The sequence below is a fragment of the Rhodococcus sp. BUPNP1 genome (assembly GCF_002215235.1).
GTDB lineage: Bacteria > Actinomycetota > Actinomycetes > Mycobacteriales > Mycobacteriaceae > Rhodococcus.
Window position 1 is genome coordinate 296,426 of the sequence record NZ_NERM01000002.1, and the last position, 15,475, is coordinate 311,900.

The window sequence follows — 15,475 nt, forward strand, 5'->3', positions numbered from 1 at the left end:
GTCAACCTCCTTCACCGGGATCGGATTTCGCCACGAAGTCGTAGGCCGCCATCGGACCGAGCAACGAGATCTCGACCCGGCCCTCCCACTCCCGGCCCAGTTCCTGCAGGGTCTGTTCGAGCTCGTCCTGCCGTTCGAGTTCGACGAGGACGGCGATGTGCACGGCATCCTGCTCGTGCGTGGGTTGCCGTTCGTTGACCATCGGTTCGAGCGACGACAGGGCCTCGACCGTGTGACGGGTGTCCTCGTTACGTTTGGCCTCGATCGTCGCGTTGATGATCTCCCCGAGCGCCATCCGGGCCTCGCGGGTCGCGTCCTCGGATTGCCCGCGGATCTGTTCCCGCAACTGCGCCGCCTCGGAGTTCTCCTCGAGGATCTCCTGCAGGATCGCCCTCTCGTCGTACCGCCCCTTCACGACGAACTGGGCGAGCCCGTCGAGTTGGTCGAGGGCCGAGGCGAGTTCGTCCTCGTTCCCCTCGAGCAACTCCGCGGCCACCGCATCCCGATCGGTGAGGACCGCACCGAATCTCAACGGGAGCACCGGGGCAACCGTCACGGTCCCGTCGAGCAACGCGGCGTGGGCCTTGAGATCGTCCGGTGTGCCGAGGGCACGATCGGTCGGGATCTCGCTCACCAGCGCAGCGATGCGACCGGACTTGACGACCGACACCTCGGCCGGCGGATTGCCCACCCCTTCCGCGTGATCCTCCGGTTCCACATCCGACGGGACGATTCCGTAGACGTAGACCGCAGTGGTCGTGGCGGTTTCGTCGTTGTCGCCCTGCTCGGGCCGTTCGGTCTGTTCGGTCGACATCAGTCCTCACCCCTGCGTGATCGTCGAGCGGGCTGCCGCTGCTCCTGGACGTCGCCGAGGAACTCGCTGACCTTCTCCCCCGCAGCCTCGAGTGCTCCCTTCGTCTTGTGCTTGGAACCGCCGGAAGTGATGTCGCCGACGAGATCCGGAAGACCCTTCGGCTCGTTGTCGGAGATCTCGAGCCGGTTCACCGCCTCCGCGAAACGCAGGTAGGTGTCGACACTGGCCACGACGACGCGGGCGTCGATGGTGAGCAGTTCGATACCGACGAGCGAGACACGCACGAACGCGTCGATGACGAGACCCTTGTCGAGGATGGTGTCGATGACGTCGGCGAGGCCGGACGAATTGGGACGGGCCATACCGCCCCCGCCGCCTCCACCGCCGCCCCCTGCAGGTTGGATGGTCATGACCGGGATCCTCTCGAGCGGGCCGAGCGCGTACCGGTGGACTTCGTCGCGCGGGTCCGTTTCGCGGGCGCACGCTTCCGGGGCGGTTCGGGCTCGTCCTCTTCGTCGTCGGGTTCTTCGCCGGAGGACTCGTCCTCCTCGGTCTCGTCCTCCTCTTCGGGATACTCGTCCTCGAGATCCTCCTCATCCTCGGGCGACTCCTCGTCGCCTGTGTCCTCGGGTGAGTCCTCGTCGCCTGTGTACTCGGCCGACTCCTCGTCCTCGGGCGCCTCGTCCTCGTATTCGCCCTCGGACGGTTCACCCTCCTCGAAATCCTCGTCCTCGTCGCGGATCTCGTCCTCGTCGCGGATCTCGTCCTCGTCACCGGAGGTGTCGGTCTCCCCCTCGTCCCCCTCCTCGCCGTTCTCGCGGGCGTCCTCCTGCTCGCGCTCCTCTTCTTCCTGACGCGCGGTCTCGTCGTCCTTGACGACCTCGCTCTCGCGGATCTCGCCGTGCCAGCCGACGATGTCGTCGGGATGCAGGATTGCCTCGGTCATGGCGTAGCGCCGGAAGTGCTTCAGCTCCAGGCGTGATCGGCGGCCGACCGCCCGCCACAGATTCGCGGTGCGCTCGAACAGACCCCGGGGGTGGTACTCGAGCACCATGAGGATCCGGGTGAGATCGGGTGTGAGTTCGTGGAAGGTCACCGCGCCGTCGATGTATCCCTTGCCGCCCTTGGACCGCCACACGATCCGTTCGAACGGGACCTGTTCGAGGATCGTGGACTCCCAGTTCCGGCGCGACCAGAACACCTTGCCGGTCCAGTGGAGCTTCTCGTCCTGGACCTGCTCGACCTGTTCGACCTTCTTCATGAACTTCGGCCAGTCGGCGAACTGGGTCCACAGGTCGTAGGCGAGGTCGATCGGCACACCGACGTCGATGCTCTCGACGATGTTGGTGAGCTTGAGTTTCTTTCCGCCCCCGCCCTTGCCTCCGCCACCGCCGGTGACGGACTCCTTGACGTCCTCGAACTTGTCCTTCGCGGTGTTCTTCAGGTTCTCGAATCCCGAACTCGCCGCCGCCTTCAACGGCGAATCGCCCTGAGCGAGCTTGTCGACACCGGTCAGCGCACTGGCCAGATTGCCGCCCTTGCCCTCGGAGTAATCCTGTAATCGTCCTGCCGTACCGGTGACCCTGTCGGACAGGCTCGACAGCGCATTCTGCGCGACGGTTCCTGCGAGGCCCTGCAACGACTGCTGCAGACCGCCGGTCAGTCCGCCCGTGGCCTTCTCGGCCGTGTCCGTGGCGCTGCGGCCGGCGTTACCGGCGGTATCGGTCGCGGTCTTCCCGGCCTTGCCCACCGCGTCGGCGACTCCGCCCGATACATCGCTCAATCTGGCCATCGCTCTCACCGCTTCGTTCGACGTACGGGCGCACGACCGGAGGAAGAGGACGACGCAGTGCTACGCGCTGCGCGCTTGCGCGGCTTCGGAGGTGCCTCCTCCGAGTCGTCCGAGTCCTCGTTGTCGGCTGTCTTCTTGCTGCGGGAAGTCCGCGGACGGGATGTGGCGCGGGCTGCACGGCGCCGCGGTGCGGGACGCTCGGGTTCCGGCTCCTCTTCATCGCCCGAATCCTCCTCGTCGGAACCCTCTTCGTCCGTCTCGTCGTACTCCGGCTCCTCGTCGCGATTCCGGCTGCCGCGACGCCTGCCGCCGCGACCTTCCTCCTCGTCGCGTGATTCGTCGTATTCGTCCTCGTATTCGGCGTCCTCGGGTTCCTCCTCCGATCGTCCGCCGCCACCGCTCGCGCGGGACTGCAGACGTTCGTTGAGGGCGTCGATCCGGTTGCTGGCCGCGGTCACAGCAGCGGCACGAGCCGCATGCATGAGTTCTCCGCGAACGGATTCGGTGATCTTGTTGATCTCGGGAGACGAGCCGAGCATCGAGGCGCTGCGCTGCAGGAGTTCCTGCGGATTGCTGGGCAGTTTGCCGGTCATTCCGGCGCCGGCGAGCATCATGGCCACCCGCATCTTCTTGGTACGGCCGAGGAAATATCCGATGCCCACACCGAGGGCGACTCGTGCTCCGGGTTTCATCACCGTTCTCCTTCGTATGCCGCGCGTCGTGTGGCGTGCTCGGAAGGGGCTGGGAGATCTCGGTACGCAGCCGACGCGCGTCTTTGTGTGATGCAAACCACAGTACGTCACTCGAGACCTTGATTCGCATGCTTCGTCGGCACACGGATTCCGGAGTGGACGACGGGCTCGGAAAGTACCAATCAGTATGTTATGCAGCAGGATACGAGCATTGCTACATATCCGGTCCGGCCGTCCGTGGCGATGTCAAAGAAAGGTTCTCGAGCCGGTAAGGGTTTCGGAAACCGGAGACTATCGACGCGGATGCGCCGGGGCGGCGATCCCGGTCGCCTGCAACGCGAATGCCGCTTCGGGGCCGATGATTTCGCCGACGAGGGCGAGGAAGCGTTCGACGAAGGCCGGCCCGTGGGCACCCTCGGTGGCGTCGTCAGGATCCTGCGGATCGAGATGGTGCGCGAGCTCGTGCAGCACCACCATCTCGCGGAACGCCCACGCGGTGTTCGCCCGGTGCTCGGGAAGGGCGATCGTCGCGCAGTCGCGTTCGTAGTGTGCGGCCGCGTTGCCGGCACGGGCCCGCACACGCACCGGCACGGCGGCGCGCTCCCACCGGGCGCGTACCCAGTCGAGGGCGAGCACGGCGTCGATGTAGTCCTGGACCGAGGCGATGGACGCGAACCGTCGCTCGACCGGGAGCGTGACGTGGGAACCGGCGACCTCGACGGTCCGCAACCCGCGCTCGTCGGCGCGGTCGAGCATCTTCCGTACGATCGACTCCGCTTCGTACACAGCGGTTCTGCGGGTATCACGCACCTTGGTCACCGTTCCAGCCTCCTCGGAGCCGACGGCAGTTCGGGTGCCGTTCCCAGTCGGGCCGCGCGTCCGGCGCGATCGCCTGCACGCCGGGCATCGGCCGAGCGCGCCGACGGTGCCCGGTTGCCCCGCCAACTCCCCCGTGCCTGCGACGTACTGCGGTAGAAGTCCTGGAGTTCCAGACTCTTCCCACGCAACACCAACGCCGTGCCGGGCGCGGATGTTTCCACCTCGCGTTCCATCTCCTGCTTCGCCTCGGTCAGTCGGGCACCGATCCGGGCGGCGAACGCCGACTGGAAGTTCAACCGCGCCGTCACCGCGGCAACGGGCTTGCGCACGCGTGTGCGCACACGGCGACCGCCGCGTTCCTCGACGACGGTGCGCACCGTGGTCTCGTTCCGGTAGGTGCCCTCGCGCAGATATGCGTCGGACGCGCGCACCATCTGCACGAGCAGGGACGAGTACAGCGCCTCGCACACGTCGATGTCGTCGGCGAAGCCGTAGGCGTAGATGACGGTGGAGTTCGCGGTGATGTCGCACTGCACGTCGTTGGCCGCCGCGATCGCGATGAACAACTGGGCGTAGGTGCGCAGTCCCTTCTTCCCCGTCTCGCCGATGGTGATCAGCCGCTGCACGGGAGTCGCGCGGCGTTCCTTCGCCGCCGTGTGACTGCGCGCGACCGCCAGATCGATCGAGGAGGACGTCGCGAGCCGCTGCGCCGCGGCGAGGAAGGCGTCGGCCTCGTGAGGGTTGTCGGTGGACTCCGCCTGGCGGAGCAACCCGCCGATACGGCTCAACATCTTGTCCGAACTCACCCAGCGAGCGTAGAGCGTGGCACCGACTCCGCCCACGAGACCGGGAACACGCACGAAATTCCTGCGAAACCGCCCGCGACCCACCAAGATCGTGCAGATGGACACTGCGGTCGATTTCGTCACCGATATCAACGACACGTTCTGGTATGCGGTGATCGCACTGCTCATCGGTTCGGGCCTGTACTACACGATCCGGTCCCGGTTCATCCAGATCCGGCTCCTGCCCGACATGCTGCGTTCCATCGTGGAGAAACCCGAGAGACAACCCAACGGCGAACCGGGCCTGTCCGCCTTCCGGGCCTTCTCCGTCTCGGCCGCCTCCCGAGTGGGAACGGGCAATGTCGCCGGTGTCGCGATCGCGATCAGCCTCGGTGGTCCCGGCGCGGTGTTCTGGATGTGGGCGATGGCTCTGGTCGGTGCGGCGACCGCCTTCCTCGAGTCCACCCTCGCCCAGCTGTACAAGGTGCGCGACGAGGACGGCACCTTCCGCGGCGGCCCCGCCTACTACATGCAGTACGGGCTGCGGAAGCGCTGGATGGGCATGATCTTCGCGGTCATCATCACGATCACCTACGGCTTCGTGTTCAACGCGGTGCAGACCAACTCGATCGTCGACGCCGTCGCGGGTTCGGTCGGGGAGAAGACCATGACACTCCAGGTGATCGTGGGCCTGGTCGTCGCCCTCATCGTCGGCGTGGTGATCTTCGGCGGTATCCGCCGCATCTCCGGCGTGTCCCAGATCGTCGTGCCGGTCCTGGCGTTCGTCTACCTGGTCATCGGCATCATCGTCGTGGTCCTCAACATCGGCGAGGTTCCGACCATGTTCCGCCTCATCGTCGAGAACGCCTTCGGTCTCGAGGAGATCGTCGGTGGTGGTTTCGGTGCAGCCTTCATGAACGGCATCCGCCGAGGTCTCTTCTCGAACGAGGCCGGCATGGGCTCGGCGCCCAACGCCGGTGCCGCCGCCGCGGTCTCCCACCCGGTCAAGCAGGGTCTGGTCCAGAGCCTCGGCGTCTATTTCGACACCCTGCTGGTCTGCTCGATCACGGCCTTCATCATCCTGCTGTCCGAGCCCGAATTCGGCAGCGGCCTGGAGGGTGCCGCTCTGACGCAGAACGCGCTCGCGCTGCAGCTCGGCGACTGGACGGTGCACTTCCTCGCCGTGCTGATCTTCTTCCTCGCGTTCACCTCGGTGATCGGCAACTACTACTACAGCGAATCCAACATGGAGTTCCTCACCGGATCGCGCCGCATCCTGCCCTACCTGCGCTCGGCGGTCGTGCTGTGCGTCTTCCTCGGGGCGATCGGTTCGCTGCCGCTGGTGTGGGCCCTGGCCGACCTCGCCATGGGGATCATGGCCACCGTCAACCTCATCGCCCTGATCCCGCTGTCGGGTATCGCCTACGCCCTGTTCCACCACTACAGCGCGCAGCGCAAGCAGGGCCGCGACGCGGTCTTCCGCGCCGGTGACGTCCCGGGCATCCGTGGGATCCAGGTCTGGAACGACGACGACATCACGCCAGTCGAGAGCCGATCGAGCGACGCACGGTAGATTCCCCTACCGCACGAGCGTGTACCGCTTCGGAAAGGATCTTTCGAGATGGCGTCGGTGACCTTCGACAAGGCCACGTGCCTGTTCCCCGGCTCGAGTACGCCCGCGGTCGACGCGCTCGACCTCGAGATCGAGGACGGCGAGTTCCTCGTCCTGGTCGGGCCGTCGGGTTGCGGCAAGTCGACCTCGTTGCGCATGCTCGCCGGCCTCGAGGAGGTGCACAGCGGGCGCATCCTCATCGGCGACCAGGACGTCACCGGGCAGGATCCGAAGGAACGCGACATCGCGATGGTGTTCCAGAACTACGCCCTCTACCCGCACATGTCGGTCGCGGAGAACATGGGCTTCGCGCTGAAGCTGGCCAAGACACCCAAGAACGAGATCCGCGAACGGGTCGTCGAGGTCGCGAAGATGCTCGACCTCGAGCAGTTCCTCGACCGCAAGCCCAAGGCGCTGTCCGGCGGTCAGCGTCAGCGCGTCGCGATGGGCCGCGCCATCGTCCGCCAGCCGCAGGTCTTCCTCATGGACGAGCCGCTGTCGAACCTCGACGCCAAGCTCCGCGTGCAGACCCGCACGCAGATCGCGCAGCTGCAGCGCCGCCTCGGCACCACCACCGTCTACGTCACCCACGACCAGGTCGAGGCCATGACGATGGGCGACCGCGTCGCCGTGCTCGAGAAGGGCATCCTGCAGCAGTGCGCGTCGCCGCGCGTGCTCTACAACAAGCCCGCGAACGTCTTCGTCGCCGGCTTCATGGGCTCGCCCGCGATGAACCTCTTCCGACTCCCGGTCTTCGACCGCGGCGCGATGATCGGCGACACCCACGTACCGGTGCCGCGCGACGTGGTCGGCCAGGTCACCGAGAAGGAGGTCGTGCTCGGGATCCGGCCCGAACACCTCGAGATCTCGAACGAGGGTCTGGCCATGGACGTCGACGTGGTCGAGGAGCTCGGCTCGGAGGCCTACGTCTACGGCCGGGCCGACGTCGGCGGGATCGTGCAGGAGATCGTCGCCCGCAGCGACTGGCGCAACCCTCCGCAGAAGGGCGACCGGCTGTACCTGCGCTTCGACCCCGAGCACGTGCACGTCTTCGGAACGTCCGACGGGAAGCGGATCGGCTGATCACCGCTCCGGGAGCGGTCGGGGAGTGACACTCGACCGATTCAGGATGGGCGGAATGCCGACTTTTACCGGTGCTGCGTGCCACAGTAGTGGCCGGTGTCGGTGCACCTGGGTCACCGACGTGTGTTTTTCGACCTCGAAATGGGGAGTTGTTGATGGTTCTGAATACGAAGGCGATGCGGAGGGCTGCGATCGCCGCTACGGCCGCGACCGCGCTCGTTCTCGCCGGCTGCTCGTCGGACAACGGTGGCGACGACACCTCGACCGGCGGCGAGGGCACCGCTGCTTCCGGTGAGGGCCGCGGCCCGATCACGATCGTCGAGGGGCAGGATCCCCTGAACACGGCGCTCGAGAGCATCATCGCCGACTGGAACGCCGAGCATCCCGACGAGCAGGTGACGTTCAAACCGCTGGCCAAGGAAGCCAACGACCAGTACGACGACATCGCCCAGCGGATGCAGGCCAAGAGCGACGAGTACGACCTCATCGCCGTCGACGTCACCAACACCGCGGAGTTCGCCGCGAACGGCTGGCTGCTCCCCCTCGAGGGCGACCTGGAGATCGACACCGAGGGTGTGCTGCCCGCGACCGTCGAGTCGGGCACCTACAACGGCACCCTGTACGCCGCACCGAAGAACACCAACGGCGCGTTCCTCTACTACCGCACCGACCTCGTCGACGAGGCGCCCGCAACCTGGGACGACCTGAAGGCCGAGTGCCCGAAGGCCGAGGAGGCGGGTATCGCCTGCTACATCGGTCAGTTCAAGAACTACGAAGGCCTGACGGTCAACGTCACCGAGATCGTCAACGCCTTCGGTGGCTCCTTCGTCGGCGAGGACGGCCTCACCCCGGCCATCGACGAGCAGACCGCCGAGGGCCTGCAGTTCATCGTCGACAACTTCGAGGACGGCACCATCCCGGCCGCCGCGCAGACCTACACCGAGGGCGAGTCGCAGACCGCCTTCGGCAACGGCGAGGCACTGTTCCTGCGCACGTGGCCCGGCTTCTACACCGACGGTGAGAGCTCATCGGTCGCCGGTAACTACGGCATCGCCGTCCTGCCCGGCGTCGACGGCCCCGGCGTCTCGACGCTCGGCGGCTACAACGTCGGCATCAGCGCGTTCTCGGATGCTCCCGCCACCGCGCGCGACTTCCTCGAGTTCATGCAGACCCGCCAGTCGCAGATGTACTACGCGGAAGCGGGCGGCGCCCCGGTCCTCGCCGAGGTCTACGACGACGCCTCGATCCTCGAGCAGTACCCCTACTTCTCGACGCTGAAGGAGGCCCTCGAGGCCGCCAAGCCGCGTCCGGCGTCGCCGTACTACTCGGCCGTGTCGAAGGCGATCGCCGACAACGCCTACGCTGCGATCCGTGGCGAGAAGACCGTCCAGCAGGCGCTGGACGACACCCAGGCCGGCATCGAGACCGCCGGCAACTGATGCTCCAGGAGCAAGTACATGGCTGACCCGCAGGTCGACAATCCCGCGGATCCGCCACACGCCCCCGCGGTCGGGACCGTCCCCGGTCCCGACCGCGGACGTGTCGGCGGACGTCACCGCGTGCCCGCACCTCCCGCCACGGCGGTGAAGACGCGGCGCAAGGTTCCGGTATGGATGTTCGTCGCCCCGTCGATGCTCGTCCTGGCCGTGATCATCCTGTACCCGCTCGGGCGAGCGGTGTGGATGTCGCTGCACGGTGACTCGAAGCGACTCGATCCCGAGACGGGCCGGTTCGTCACCGGCGGTTTCGTGGGGATCGAGAACTACACGCGCTGGATCACCCAGACCTGCAATACCGCCACCGGTTCGATCCCGTGCCCTCCGGGCACCCTCGGCTCCCAGTTCTGGCAGTCGATCTTCAACACCTTCTTCTTCACCGTCGTCACGGTCTCGCTCGAGACGGTGATCGGTTTCGCGATGGCGATCGTGATGGCCAAGTCGTTCCGGGGTCGCGGCCTGCTGCGCGCCTCGGTGCTGGTGCCGTGGGCGATCCCCACCGCCGTCACCGCCAAGCTGTGGTTCTTCATCTTCGCCAACGACGGTGCCGCCAACAAACTGCTCGGCACCGACTACCTGTGGACCGCCGATCCGTGGCCCGCGCGCTTCGCGATCATCGTCGCCGACGTGTGGAAGACGGCACCGTTCATGGCGCTGCTCATCCTCGCCGGCCTGCAGATGATCCCGCAGGACGTCTACGAGGCCGCGAAGGTCGACGGCGCGAACGCCTGGCAGCGGTTCAAGATGATCACGCTGCCACTGGTCAAGCCCGCCCTCATGGTGGCGATCCTGTTCCGCACCATGGACGCGCTGCGCATGTACGATCTGCCCGCGATCATGATGGGGTCCAATCCCGCGACGTCCACGGTCTCGGTGCTCGTCGTCGACCAGATGCGTCAGGGTTCGAACTCCGCGTCGGCCCTGTCGACGATCACCTTCCTGCTCATCTTCGCCGTCGCCTTCGTGCTGGTGCGGTTCCTCGGCGCCAACGCGGTGAGTACGCAGGAGAAGCAGCGTAAGGGGGAGGTCGTATGACCGTCACCACCGAGATTCCCCGCATCCAGCCGGAGCCCGAACCCACACCGGTGCAGCCCCGCAAGGTGCCGTTCAAGCGCCGGCTGAGCACGGTCGGTACCTATCTGGGTGTCGCGCTGATCATCGTGTGGGGCCTCGCCCCCTGCTACTGGATGATCGTCACGGCCCTGCGCGACCCGTCGGAGACGTTCAGCACGACCCTGTGGCCGTCGAACCCGACGCTGCAGAACTTCGCCGACGCGCTCGACCCCGACGCCAAGGTCAACTTCTCGCGGGCGTTGCTCAACAGCGTCATCATCGCCGGCGCCACCACGGCGGTCGCGCTGCTGCTCGGCGTGTTCACCGCCTACGCCCTGTCGCGGTTCGAGTTCCGCGGCAAGTACTTCGTCACCGGCATCATCCTCGGCGCGTCGATGTTCCCGGTCGTCGCGCTCGTGACGCCGCTGTTCCAGCTGTTCACCGACATCGGCTGGATCGGCAAGTACCAGGCGCTGATCATCCCGAACATCTCGTTCGTGCTGCCGCTGACCGTCTACACGCTCACCTCGTTCTTCTCCGAACTGCCCTGGGAACTCGAGGAGGCCGCCCGCATGGACGGCGCGACCCGCGGGCAGGCGTTCCGCCTGGTCATGCTGCCGCTCGCGGCACCCGCGCTGTTCACCACGGCGATCCTCGCCTTCATCGCGACCGTCAACGAGTACCTGCTGATGTCGCAGCTGTCGAGCGAGAGCACGGCCCCGGTGACGGTCGCGATGGCACGGTTCACCGGCACCGACCCGTACGTCACCCCGTACGCGTCGATCATGGCCGGCGGCACGCTCGTCATGGTGCCGCTCGTGGTGATGGTGCTGATCTTCCAGCGACGCATCATCTCGGGTCTGACCGCGGGCGGCGTCAAGTCGTGAGGAAGGTTCCGCGCCGGAACCGACTCGAGATGCTGCTCGGCCTGCTCACGGTGTTCACGGTGATGGCCGTGATCTCCGCCGTCGCCGAGCTGACGTCGCCGCAACCCGGCATCGTGCCGTCCCTCGTGCTGCTCGCATTCGTCGTGATGTGGGGGTTCGCGTTCCGCGCGTGGCGCCGATCGGGGTGAACCTGGGGTGACGTGAGAAGGAGCACCGTACCGGTGTTCCGGAGGCGTCGTGTGGTCGTTTCCGTACCATACGGTGGGCGGGTGACCCTCCCGTCCGGATTTCCGGTACCGAGAAAGTGGAACGAGTGACGAGCCCCAAAAGGTCGACATCCTCGCGCGCCGCCGCGGCCGCGGCGAAGAAGCGGAGGGGACGCATCGTTCGCTACGCCGTACTCGTCGCGTTCGTTCTCGCCGTGCTCGTACCGCTCGGAATCTTCGCCTCCGCCTACTACTCGGCGAAGGTGCCGACCCCGGCGGACATGAAGACGAACCAGCTCGCGCGGGTCTACGCGTCCGACGACGCCACCGAGATCACCCGGGTGGTCCCACCGGAGGGCAACCGTCTCGAGGTCGGCATCGCGCAGATCCCCGAGCACGTCCGCAACGCCGTGCTGTCGGCGGAGGACCGCAACTTCTACAGCAACCCCGGTTTCTCGATCACCGGTTTCGCGCGCGCGGCCCGCGACAACGTCATGGGCAAGGACACCGCCGGCGGTGGCTCCACGATCACCCAGCAGTACGTCAAGAACGTTCTCGTCGGCGCCGATCGCACGCTCGAACGCAAGATGCGCGAGCTCGTCATCTCCACCAAGATGGCGCGGCAGTGGTCGAAGGACGAGATCCTCGAGGCGTATCTCAACACCATCTACTTCGGTCGCGGCGCCTACGGCATCGGCGCGGCGTCCCAGGCGTACTTCGGCAAGCCCGTCGAAGAGCTGTCGGTCTCCGAGGGAGCCGTCCTGGCCGGAGTGATCCAGACGCCGTCGTCGCTCGACCCCGAGTTCAACCTGCCGGCCATCGAGGAGCGCTGGAACTACGTGCTCGACGGCATGGTCGAGATGAAGGTTCTCGACCCGGCCGAGCGGTCGGACCAGGTCTTCCCCCCGACCGTGCCGTCGGACACCCTCGTGCTGGCCACGGAGGCGACGGGCCCGGAAGGACACATCCGTACGCAGGTGCTGCGCGAGCTGTCCGCGGCGGGGATCAGCGAACAGGACCTCAACACCGAGGGTCTGCGCATCACCACCACCATCGACATGAAGGCCCAGCAGGCGGCGATCGACGCCGCCCGGTCCACGTTGTCCGGCGAACCCGGGGAATTGCGCACCGCAGTGGTCTCGGTCGATCCCCGCTCGGGTGCCGTGCGCGCCTACTACGGCGGTGAGGACGGCGCCGGTTTCGACTTCGCGCAGGCCCCCGTCCAGACGGGTTCGGCGTTCAAGGTGTTCGGCCTGCTTGCCGCGCTCGACAACGGGATCGGCCTCAACGCGCGTTTCGACAGTTCCCCGCTCACGGTGGGCAACGTCCGCATCGGCAACGTCGAGGGCGAGTCGTGCGGACGCTGCACGATCGCCGAGGCACTCAAGCGGTCGCTGAACACGAGCTTCTACCGGCTCATGATGTCCATGTCGAACGGCCCGCAGAAGATCGCCGACGCCGCGCACGCAGCGGGAATCCCGTTGACGATCCCCGGGGTCGAGGGGCAGACGCTCAGCGAGAACGGCGGTCCGCCGGAAGGTGGCATCGTCCTCGGCCAGTACCAGGCGCGGGTCATCGACATGGCCTCCGCCTACGCGACGATCGCCGCGTCCGGTGTCTTCCACGAGCCGTACTTCGTGCAGAAGGTCGTCACGGCCGACGGTGTCGTGCTCCTCGATCGTCCGCCGTCACCCGGTGAACAGCGCTTCGACGCCGCGGTCGCCGACAACGCGACCCAGGCCATGATGCCGATCGCCGCCTACTCGCGTGGGCACGCGCTCGCCGGTGGCCGGCCGTCGGCGTCGAAGACCGGCACCACGCAGCTCGGCGACACCGGGTTGAACAAGGACGCCTGGATGGTCGGATACACGCCGTCGCTGTCGACGGCCGTGTGGATGGGCACCCCCGACGCCGGGGCGATCACCAACAGCTGGGGTGGCTCGATCTACGGTTCCGGGCTGCCGTCGGACATCTGGAAGGGGACGATGGACGGCGCGCTCGAGGGCACGCCCGTCGAGAGCTTCCCGTGGCCGGCGCCGATCGGTGGCCAGGCGGGTGTCCCGAAGGACGCCGGTATCGAGACCACCACCACTGCTCCCCCACCGACCTTCCAGTTGCCCGACCTGTCGAACCTGCCGCCGATCACGATTCCCGCGCCGCCGGTCGATCTGCCCGTCCCGGTGCCCTCGCAGATCGAGGTGTTCCCCGGCGTGACGATCCAGATCCCCGGCTTGTAGGTCCGTACTCCACCCATCGAGGGGGAGGTCGTGTGCGTTTTCCCGCCCGGGGACGCACACAACCTCCCCTTCGTTGTCGAGGCGATCGCGTCTACGGCCCGTTCAGCACCGTCGGCAGCAGCGCGGCCGAACAGTCGACGACCTCGTCGACGCTCGGCGAGCCTTCGCGGAACCGGTCGATCGCCAGCGACTCGACGAATGCCCACCACGCCCGCAGCCGCATGCGGGTGACGGGGGTGTCGTCGCAGCCCAGCGCCGCGACGACCCGCTCGACCATGGTGTCGCGCATCGAGTCGTGGATGTCGCGGATCTGGGGGTCGGAGCCGACGCCGCTGTGGAAGAACGCCTGGTAGTTGTCACCGTGGCGGTCGATGAACGACACGAACGGCTGCAGCACCGCCCGGAGCGGATCCTGCTCGTCCGGATCGGGGTCCGCCGCGCGGAGCAACCGGCGTGACGCGGCACCGACGACGGCGACGTAGAAGTCCTGCTTCGTGGGGAAGTAACGGAACAGCAGACCACGGGAGATGCCGGCGATCTCGGCGACGCGATCGATCGACAGGGCGTGGATCGGGCGCGTCGACAGCTCCTGCAGCCCGATCGCCACGAGTTGCCGTCGACGTTCCTCGGGCGGCAGACGACGCCGTCCCTTGGACGCCTCTTGTCGCGGGGTGCTCACACCGATAGCCTAACTGAGCATCGCTCAGTTACGACCGCCCGACCGGGCAGATTCCCGGTCGAACTCGACGGAAGGCACCCGATGGATTTCGCACAGTCCGAGCGCAGTCGCGACTATCTCGAACGCCTCCGAGCGTTCATCGCCGCCGAGGTCACGCCCGTCGAACAGCGATTGCGGGCCGAGCGACGCACCGCGGGGGAGGGACGACGCGACATCGATGCCGCCGAGAGGTGGGCCGTCTCCCCCGAGTTTCGCGAGCTGCAGCGCAAGGCCCGCGCCGAGGGACTGTGGAACCTCTTCCTGCCCGACGCCGAACTCGGCGCCGGACTGTCGAACGTCGACTACGCCCCGCTCGCCGAGGAGATGGGTCGCTCGCAGTTCGCCTCCGCGGTGTTCAACTGCGACGCCCCCGACACCGGCAACATGGAGGTCCTCTACCACTACGGCAGCGAGGCTCAGAAGGAACAGTGGCTACGCCCCCTGCTCGACGGTGAGATCCGTTCGGCCTTCTGCATGACCGAACCCGAGGTCGCGTCGTCGGACGCGACGAACATGGCCGCGACCGCCGTGGTCGAGGGCGACGAGATCGTGCTCAACGGCCGCAAATGGTGGAGCACCGGCGTCGGCCACCCCGACTGCAAGGTGCTCATCTTCATGGGCCTGACCGATCCTGAAGCCCACAAGTACCAGCGACATTCGATGGTCCTCGTGCCCTTCGACACCCCGGGCGTGAAGGTCGAACGCATGCTCCCGACCATGGGCTTCTTCGACGAGCCCAGCGGCCACGGCGAGGTGTCCTTCACCGACGTGCGACTGCCGCTCGACGCCGTCATCGCCGGTCCCGGACGGGGATTCGAGATCGCCCAGGGCCGCCTCGGTCCCGGTCGCATCCATCACTGCATGCGCCTCGTCGGGCTGGCCGAGCACACCCTCGAACTCGCGTGCCGCCGCGGTCTCGAGCGCACCGCCTTCGGTAAGCCGATCATCAACCTCGGTGGCAACCGCGAACGCATCGCCGACGCCCGCATCGCGATCAACCAACTGCGCCTGCTCGTCCTGCACGCGGCCTGGCTGCTCGACACGCAGGGCCTCGCCGGGGCGCGCTCGGCGGTCTCGGAGATCAAGGTCGTCGCACCGCGCGTCACCCAGCAGATCGTCGACTTCGCCATCCAGATCCACGGCGGCGGAGGACTTTCCGACGACTTCCCCCTCGCCGGTGCGTGGACGGCGGCGCGAGCCCTGCGTCTCGCCGACGGCCCCGACGAGGTGCACCAGGGGCTCGTCGCCCGGTTCGAACTCGGCAAGTACGCGTGAGAGGGA

Annotated in this window: 15 protein-coding genes; 8 read left to right on the plus strand and 7 right to left on the minus strand. The window is 67.1% G+C overall.

What is annotated here, in order from left to right; genetic code table 11:
- Nucleotide 1: 1 nt before the first annotated feature.
- From B9C99_RS03240 to B9C99_RS03265, 6 genes are all read right to left on the minus strand, one after another.
- Nucleotides 2-814 (minus strand): GvpL/GvpF family gas vesicle protein, encoded by an 813-nt coding sequence (locus tag B9C99_RS03240; RefSeq protein ID WP_088896937.1) that lies wholly within the window; start codon nucleotides 812-814, stop codon nucleotides 2-4.
- On the minus strand, nucleotides 814-1,224 hold the full coding sequence (gvpJ, locus tag B9C99_RS03245) for a gas vesicle protein GvpJ (protein ID WP_024102484.1): 411 nt from the start codon (nucleotides 1,222-1,224) through the stop codon (nucleotides 814-816). The genes B9C99_RS03240 and gvpJ overlap by 1 nt, the downstream gene beginning before the upstream one ends.
- Complete coding sequence (locus B9C99_RS03250; RefSeq protein ID WP_088896938.1) at nucleotides 1,221-2,606, minus strand: SRPBCC family protein; 1,386 nt, start codon at nucleotides 2,604-2,606, stop codon at nucleotides 1,221-1,223. The genes gvpJ and B9C99_RS03250 overlap by 4 nt, the downstream gene beginning before the upstream one ends.
- 5 nt (nucleotides 2,607-2,611) lie before the next feature.
- The gene (locus B9C99_RS03255) at nucleotides 2,612-3,298 is read right to left on the minus strand and encodes a hypothetical protein (protein WP_088896939.1); all 687 of its coding nucleotides are present in this window, start codon (nucleotides 3,296-3,298) and stop codon (nucleotides 2,612-2,614) included.
- 291 nt (nucleotides 3,299-3,589) lie between these two features.
- On the minus strand, nucleotides 3,590-4,117 hold the full coding sequence (locus B9C99_RS03260; RefSeq protein WP_088896940.1) for a TIGR04338 family metallohydrolase: 528 nt from the start codon (nucleotides 4,115-4,117) through the stop codon (nucleotides 3,590-3,592).
- On the minus strand, nucleotides 4,114-4,923 hold the full coding sequence (locus tag B9C99_RS03265) for a DUF2786 domain-containing protein (protein WP_088896982.1): 810 nt from the start codon (nucleotides 4,921-4,923) through the stop codon (nucleotides 4,114-4,116). The genes B9C99_RS03260 and B9C99_RS03265 overlap by 4 nt, the downstream gene beginning before the upstream one ends.
- A 97-nt stretch (nucleotides 4,924-5,020) precedes the next feature.
- Between B9C99_RS03265 and B9C99_RS03270 the strand changes: the two genes are divergently transcribed.
- The 7 genes from B9C99_RS03270 (at nucleotide 5,021) to B9C99_RS03300 (ending at nucleotide 13,476) form a co-directional block, all read left to right on the plus strand.
- Nucleotides 5,021-6,475, plus strand: coding sequence for a sodium:alanine symporter family protein (locus B9C99_RS03270; RefSeq protein ID WP_088896941.1), 1,455 nt, complete (start codon nucleotides 5,021-5,023; stop codon nucleotides 6,473-6,475).
- A 48-nt stretch (nucleotides 6,476-6,523) separates the two neighbouring features.
- Nucleotides 6,524-7,597 (plus strand): ABC transporter ATP-binding protein, encoded by a 1,074-nt coding sequence (locus tag B9C99_RS03275; RefSeq protein WP_088896942.1) that lies wholly within the window; start codon nucleotides 6,524-6,526, stop codon nucleotides 7,595-7,597.
- A gap of 155 nt (nucleotides 7,598-7,752) precedes the next feature.
- Complete coding sequence (locus B9C99_RS03280; protein ID WP_088896943.1) at nucleotides 7,753-9,036, plus strand: ABC transporter substrate-binding protein; 1,284 nt, start codon at nucleotides 7,753-7,755, stop codon at nucleotides 9,034-9,036.
- 18 nt (nucleotides 9,037-9,054) lie between these two features.
- On the plus strand, nucleotides 9,055-10,128 hold the full coding sequence (locus tag B9C99_RS03285) for a carbohydrate ABC transporter permease (RefSeq protein ID WP_016694953.1): 1,074 nt from the start codon (nucleotides 9,055-9,057) through the stop codon (nucleotides 10,126-10,128).
- Complete coding sequence (locus B9C99_RS03290) at nucleotides 10,125-11,033, plus strand: carbohydrate ABC transporter permease (RefSeq protein WP_237451367.1); 909 nt, start codon at nucleotides 10,125-10,127, stop codon at nucleotides 11,031-11,033. Before B9C99_RS03285 ends, B9C99_RS03290 begins: the two co-directional genes overlap by 4 nt.
- Entirely contained in the window at nucleotides 11,030-11,221 is a 192-nt protein-coding gene (locus tag B9C99_RS03295; RefSeq protein WP_006550829.1) for a hypothetical protein, read from the plus strand. Before B9C99_RS03290 ends, B9C99_RS03295 begins: the two co-directional genes overlap by 4 nt.
- Before the next feature lie 125 nt (nucleotides 11,222-11,346).
- Nucleotides 11,347-13,476: a transglycosylase domain-containing protein gene (locus B9C99_RS03300; protein ID WP_016694955.1), complete on the plus strand. Its 2,130-nt coding sequence runs from the start codon at nucleotides 11,347-11,349 to the stop codon at nucleotides 13,474-13,476.
- A 91-nt stretch (nucleotides 13,477-13,567) separates the two neighbouring features.
- Here the strand turns inward: B9C99_RS03300 and B9C99_RS03305 are convergent, their stop codons facing one another.
- Nucleotides 13,568-14,155 carry a TetR/AcrR family transcriptional regulator gene (locus B9C99_RS03305; RefSeq protein ID WP_026061738.1) on the minus strand — a complete coding sequence of 196 codons (588 nt, stop codon included), beginning with the start codon at nucleotides 14,153-14,155 and terminating at the stop codon, nucleotides 13,568-13,570.
- Nucleotides 14,156-14,236: 81 nt separating this feature from the next.
- On the opposite strand from B9C99_RS03305, the gene B9C99_RS03310 reads away from it, so the two are divergent.
- On the plus strand, nucleotides 14,237-15,469 hold the full coding sequence (locus tag B9C99_RS03310; protein ID WP_088896944.1) for an acyl-CoA dehydrogenase family protein: 1,233 nt from the start codon (nucleotides 14,237-14,239) through the stop codon (nucleotides 15,467-15,469).
- Nucleotides 15,470-15,475: the final 6 nt, after the last annotated feature.

Bases quoted from the DNA above. Each gene is read 5' to 3' on its own strand.
- B9C99_RS03240 (WP_088896937.1), bottom strand. From the start codon at position 814: ATGTCGACCGAACAGACCGAACGGCCCGAGCAGGGCGACAACGACGAA.
- gvpJ (WP_024102484.1), bottom strand. From the start codon at position 1,224: ATGACCATCCAACCTGCAGGGGGCGGCGGTGGAGGCGGCGGGGGCGGT.
- B9C99_RS03250 (WP_088896938.1), bottom strand. From the start codon at position 2,606: ATGGCCAGATTGAGCGATGTATCGGGCGGAGTCGCCGACGCGGTGGGC.
- B9C99_RS03255 (WP_088896939.1), bottom strand. From the start codon at position 3,298: ATGAAACCCGGAGCACGAGTCGCCCTCGGTGTGGGCATCGGATATTTC.
- B9C99_RS03270 (WP_088896941.1), top strand. From the start codon at position 5,021: ATGGACACTGCGGTCGATTTCGTCACCGATATCAACGACACGTTCTGG.
- B9C99_RS03275 (WP_088896942.1), top strand. From the start codon at position 6,524: ATGGCGTCGGTGACCTTCGACAAGGCCACGTGCCTGTTCCCCGGCTCG.
- B9C99_RS03280 (WP_088896943.1), top strand. From the start codon at position 7,753: ATGGTTCTGAATACGAAGGCGATGCGGAGGGCTGCGATCGCCGCTACG.
- B9C99_RS03285 (WP_016694953.1), top strand. From the start codon at position 9,055: ATGGCTGACCCGCAGGTCGACAATCCCGCGGATCCGCCACACGCCCCC.
- B9C99_RS03290 (WP_237451367.1), top strand. From the start codon at position 10,125: ATGACCGTCACCACCGAGATTCCCCGCATCCAGCCGGAGCCCGAACCC.
- B9C99_RS03310 (WP_088896944.1), top strand. From the start codon at position 14,237: ATGGATTTCGCACAGTCCGAGCGCAGTCGCGACTATCTCGAACGCCTC.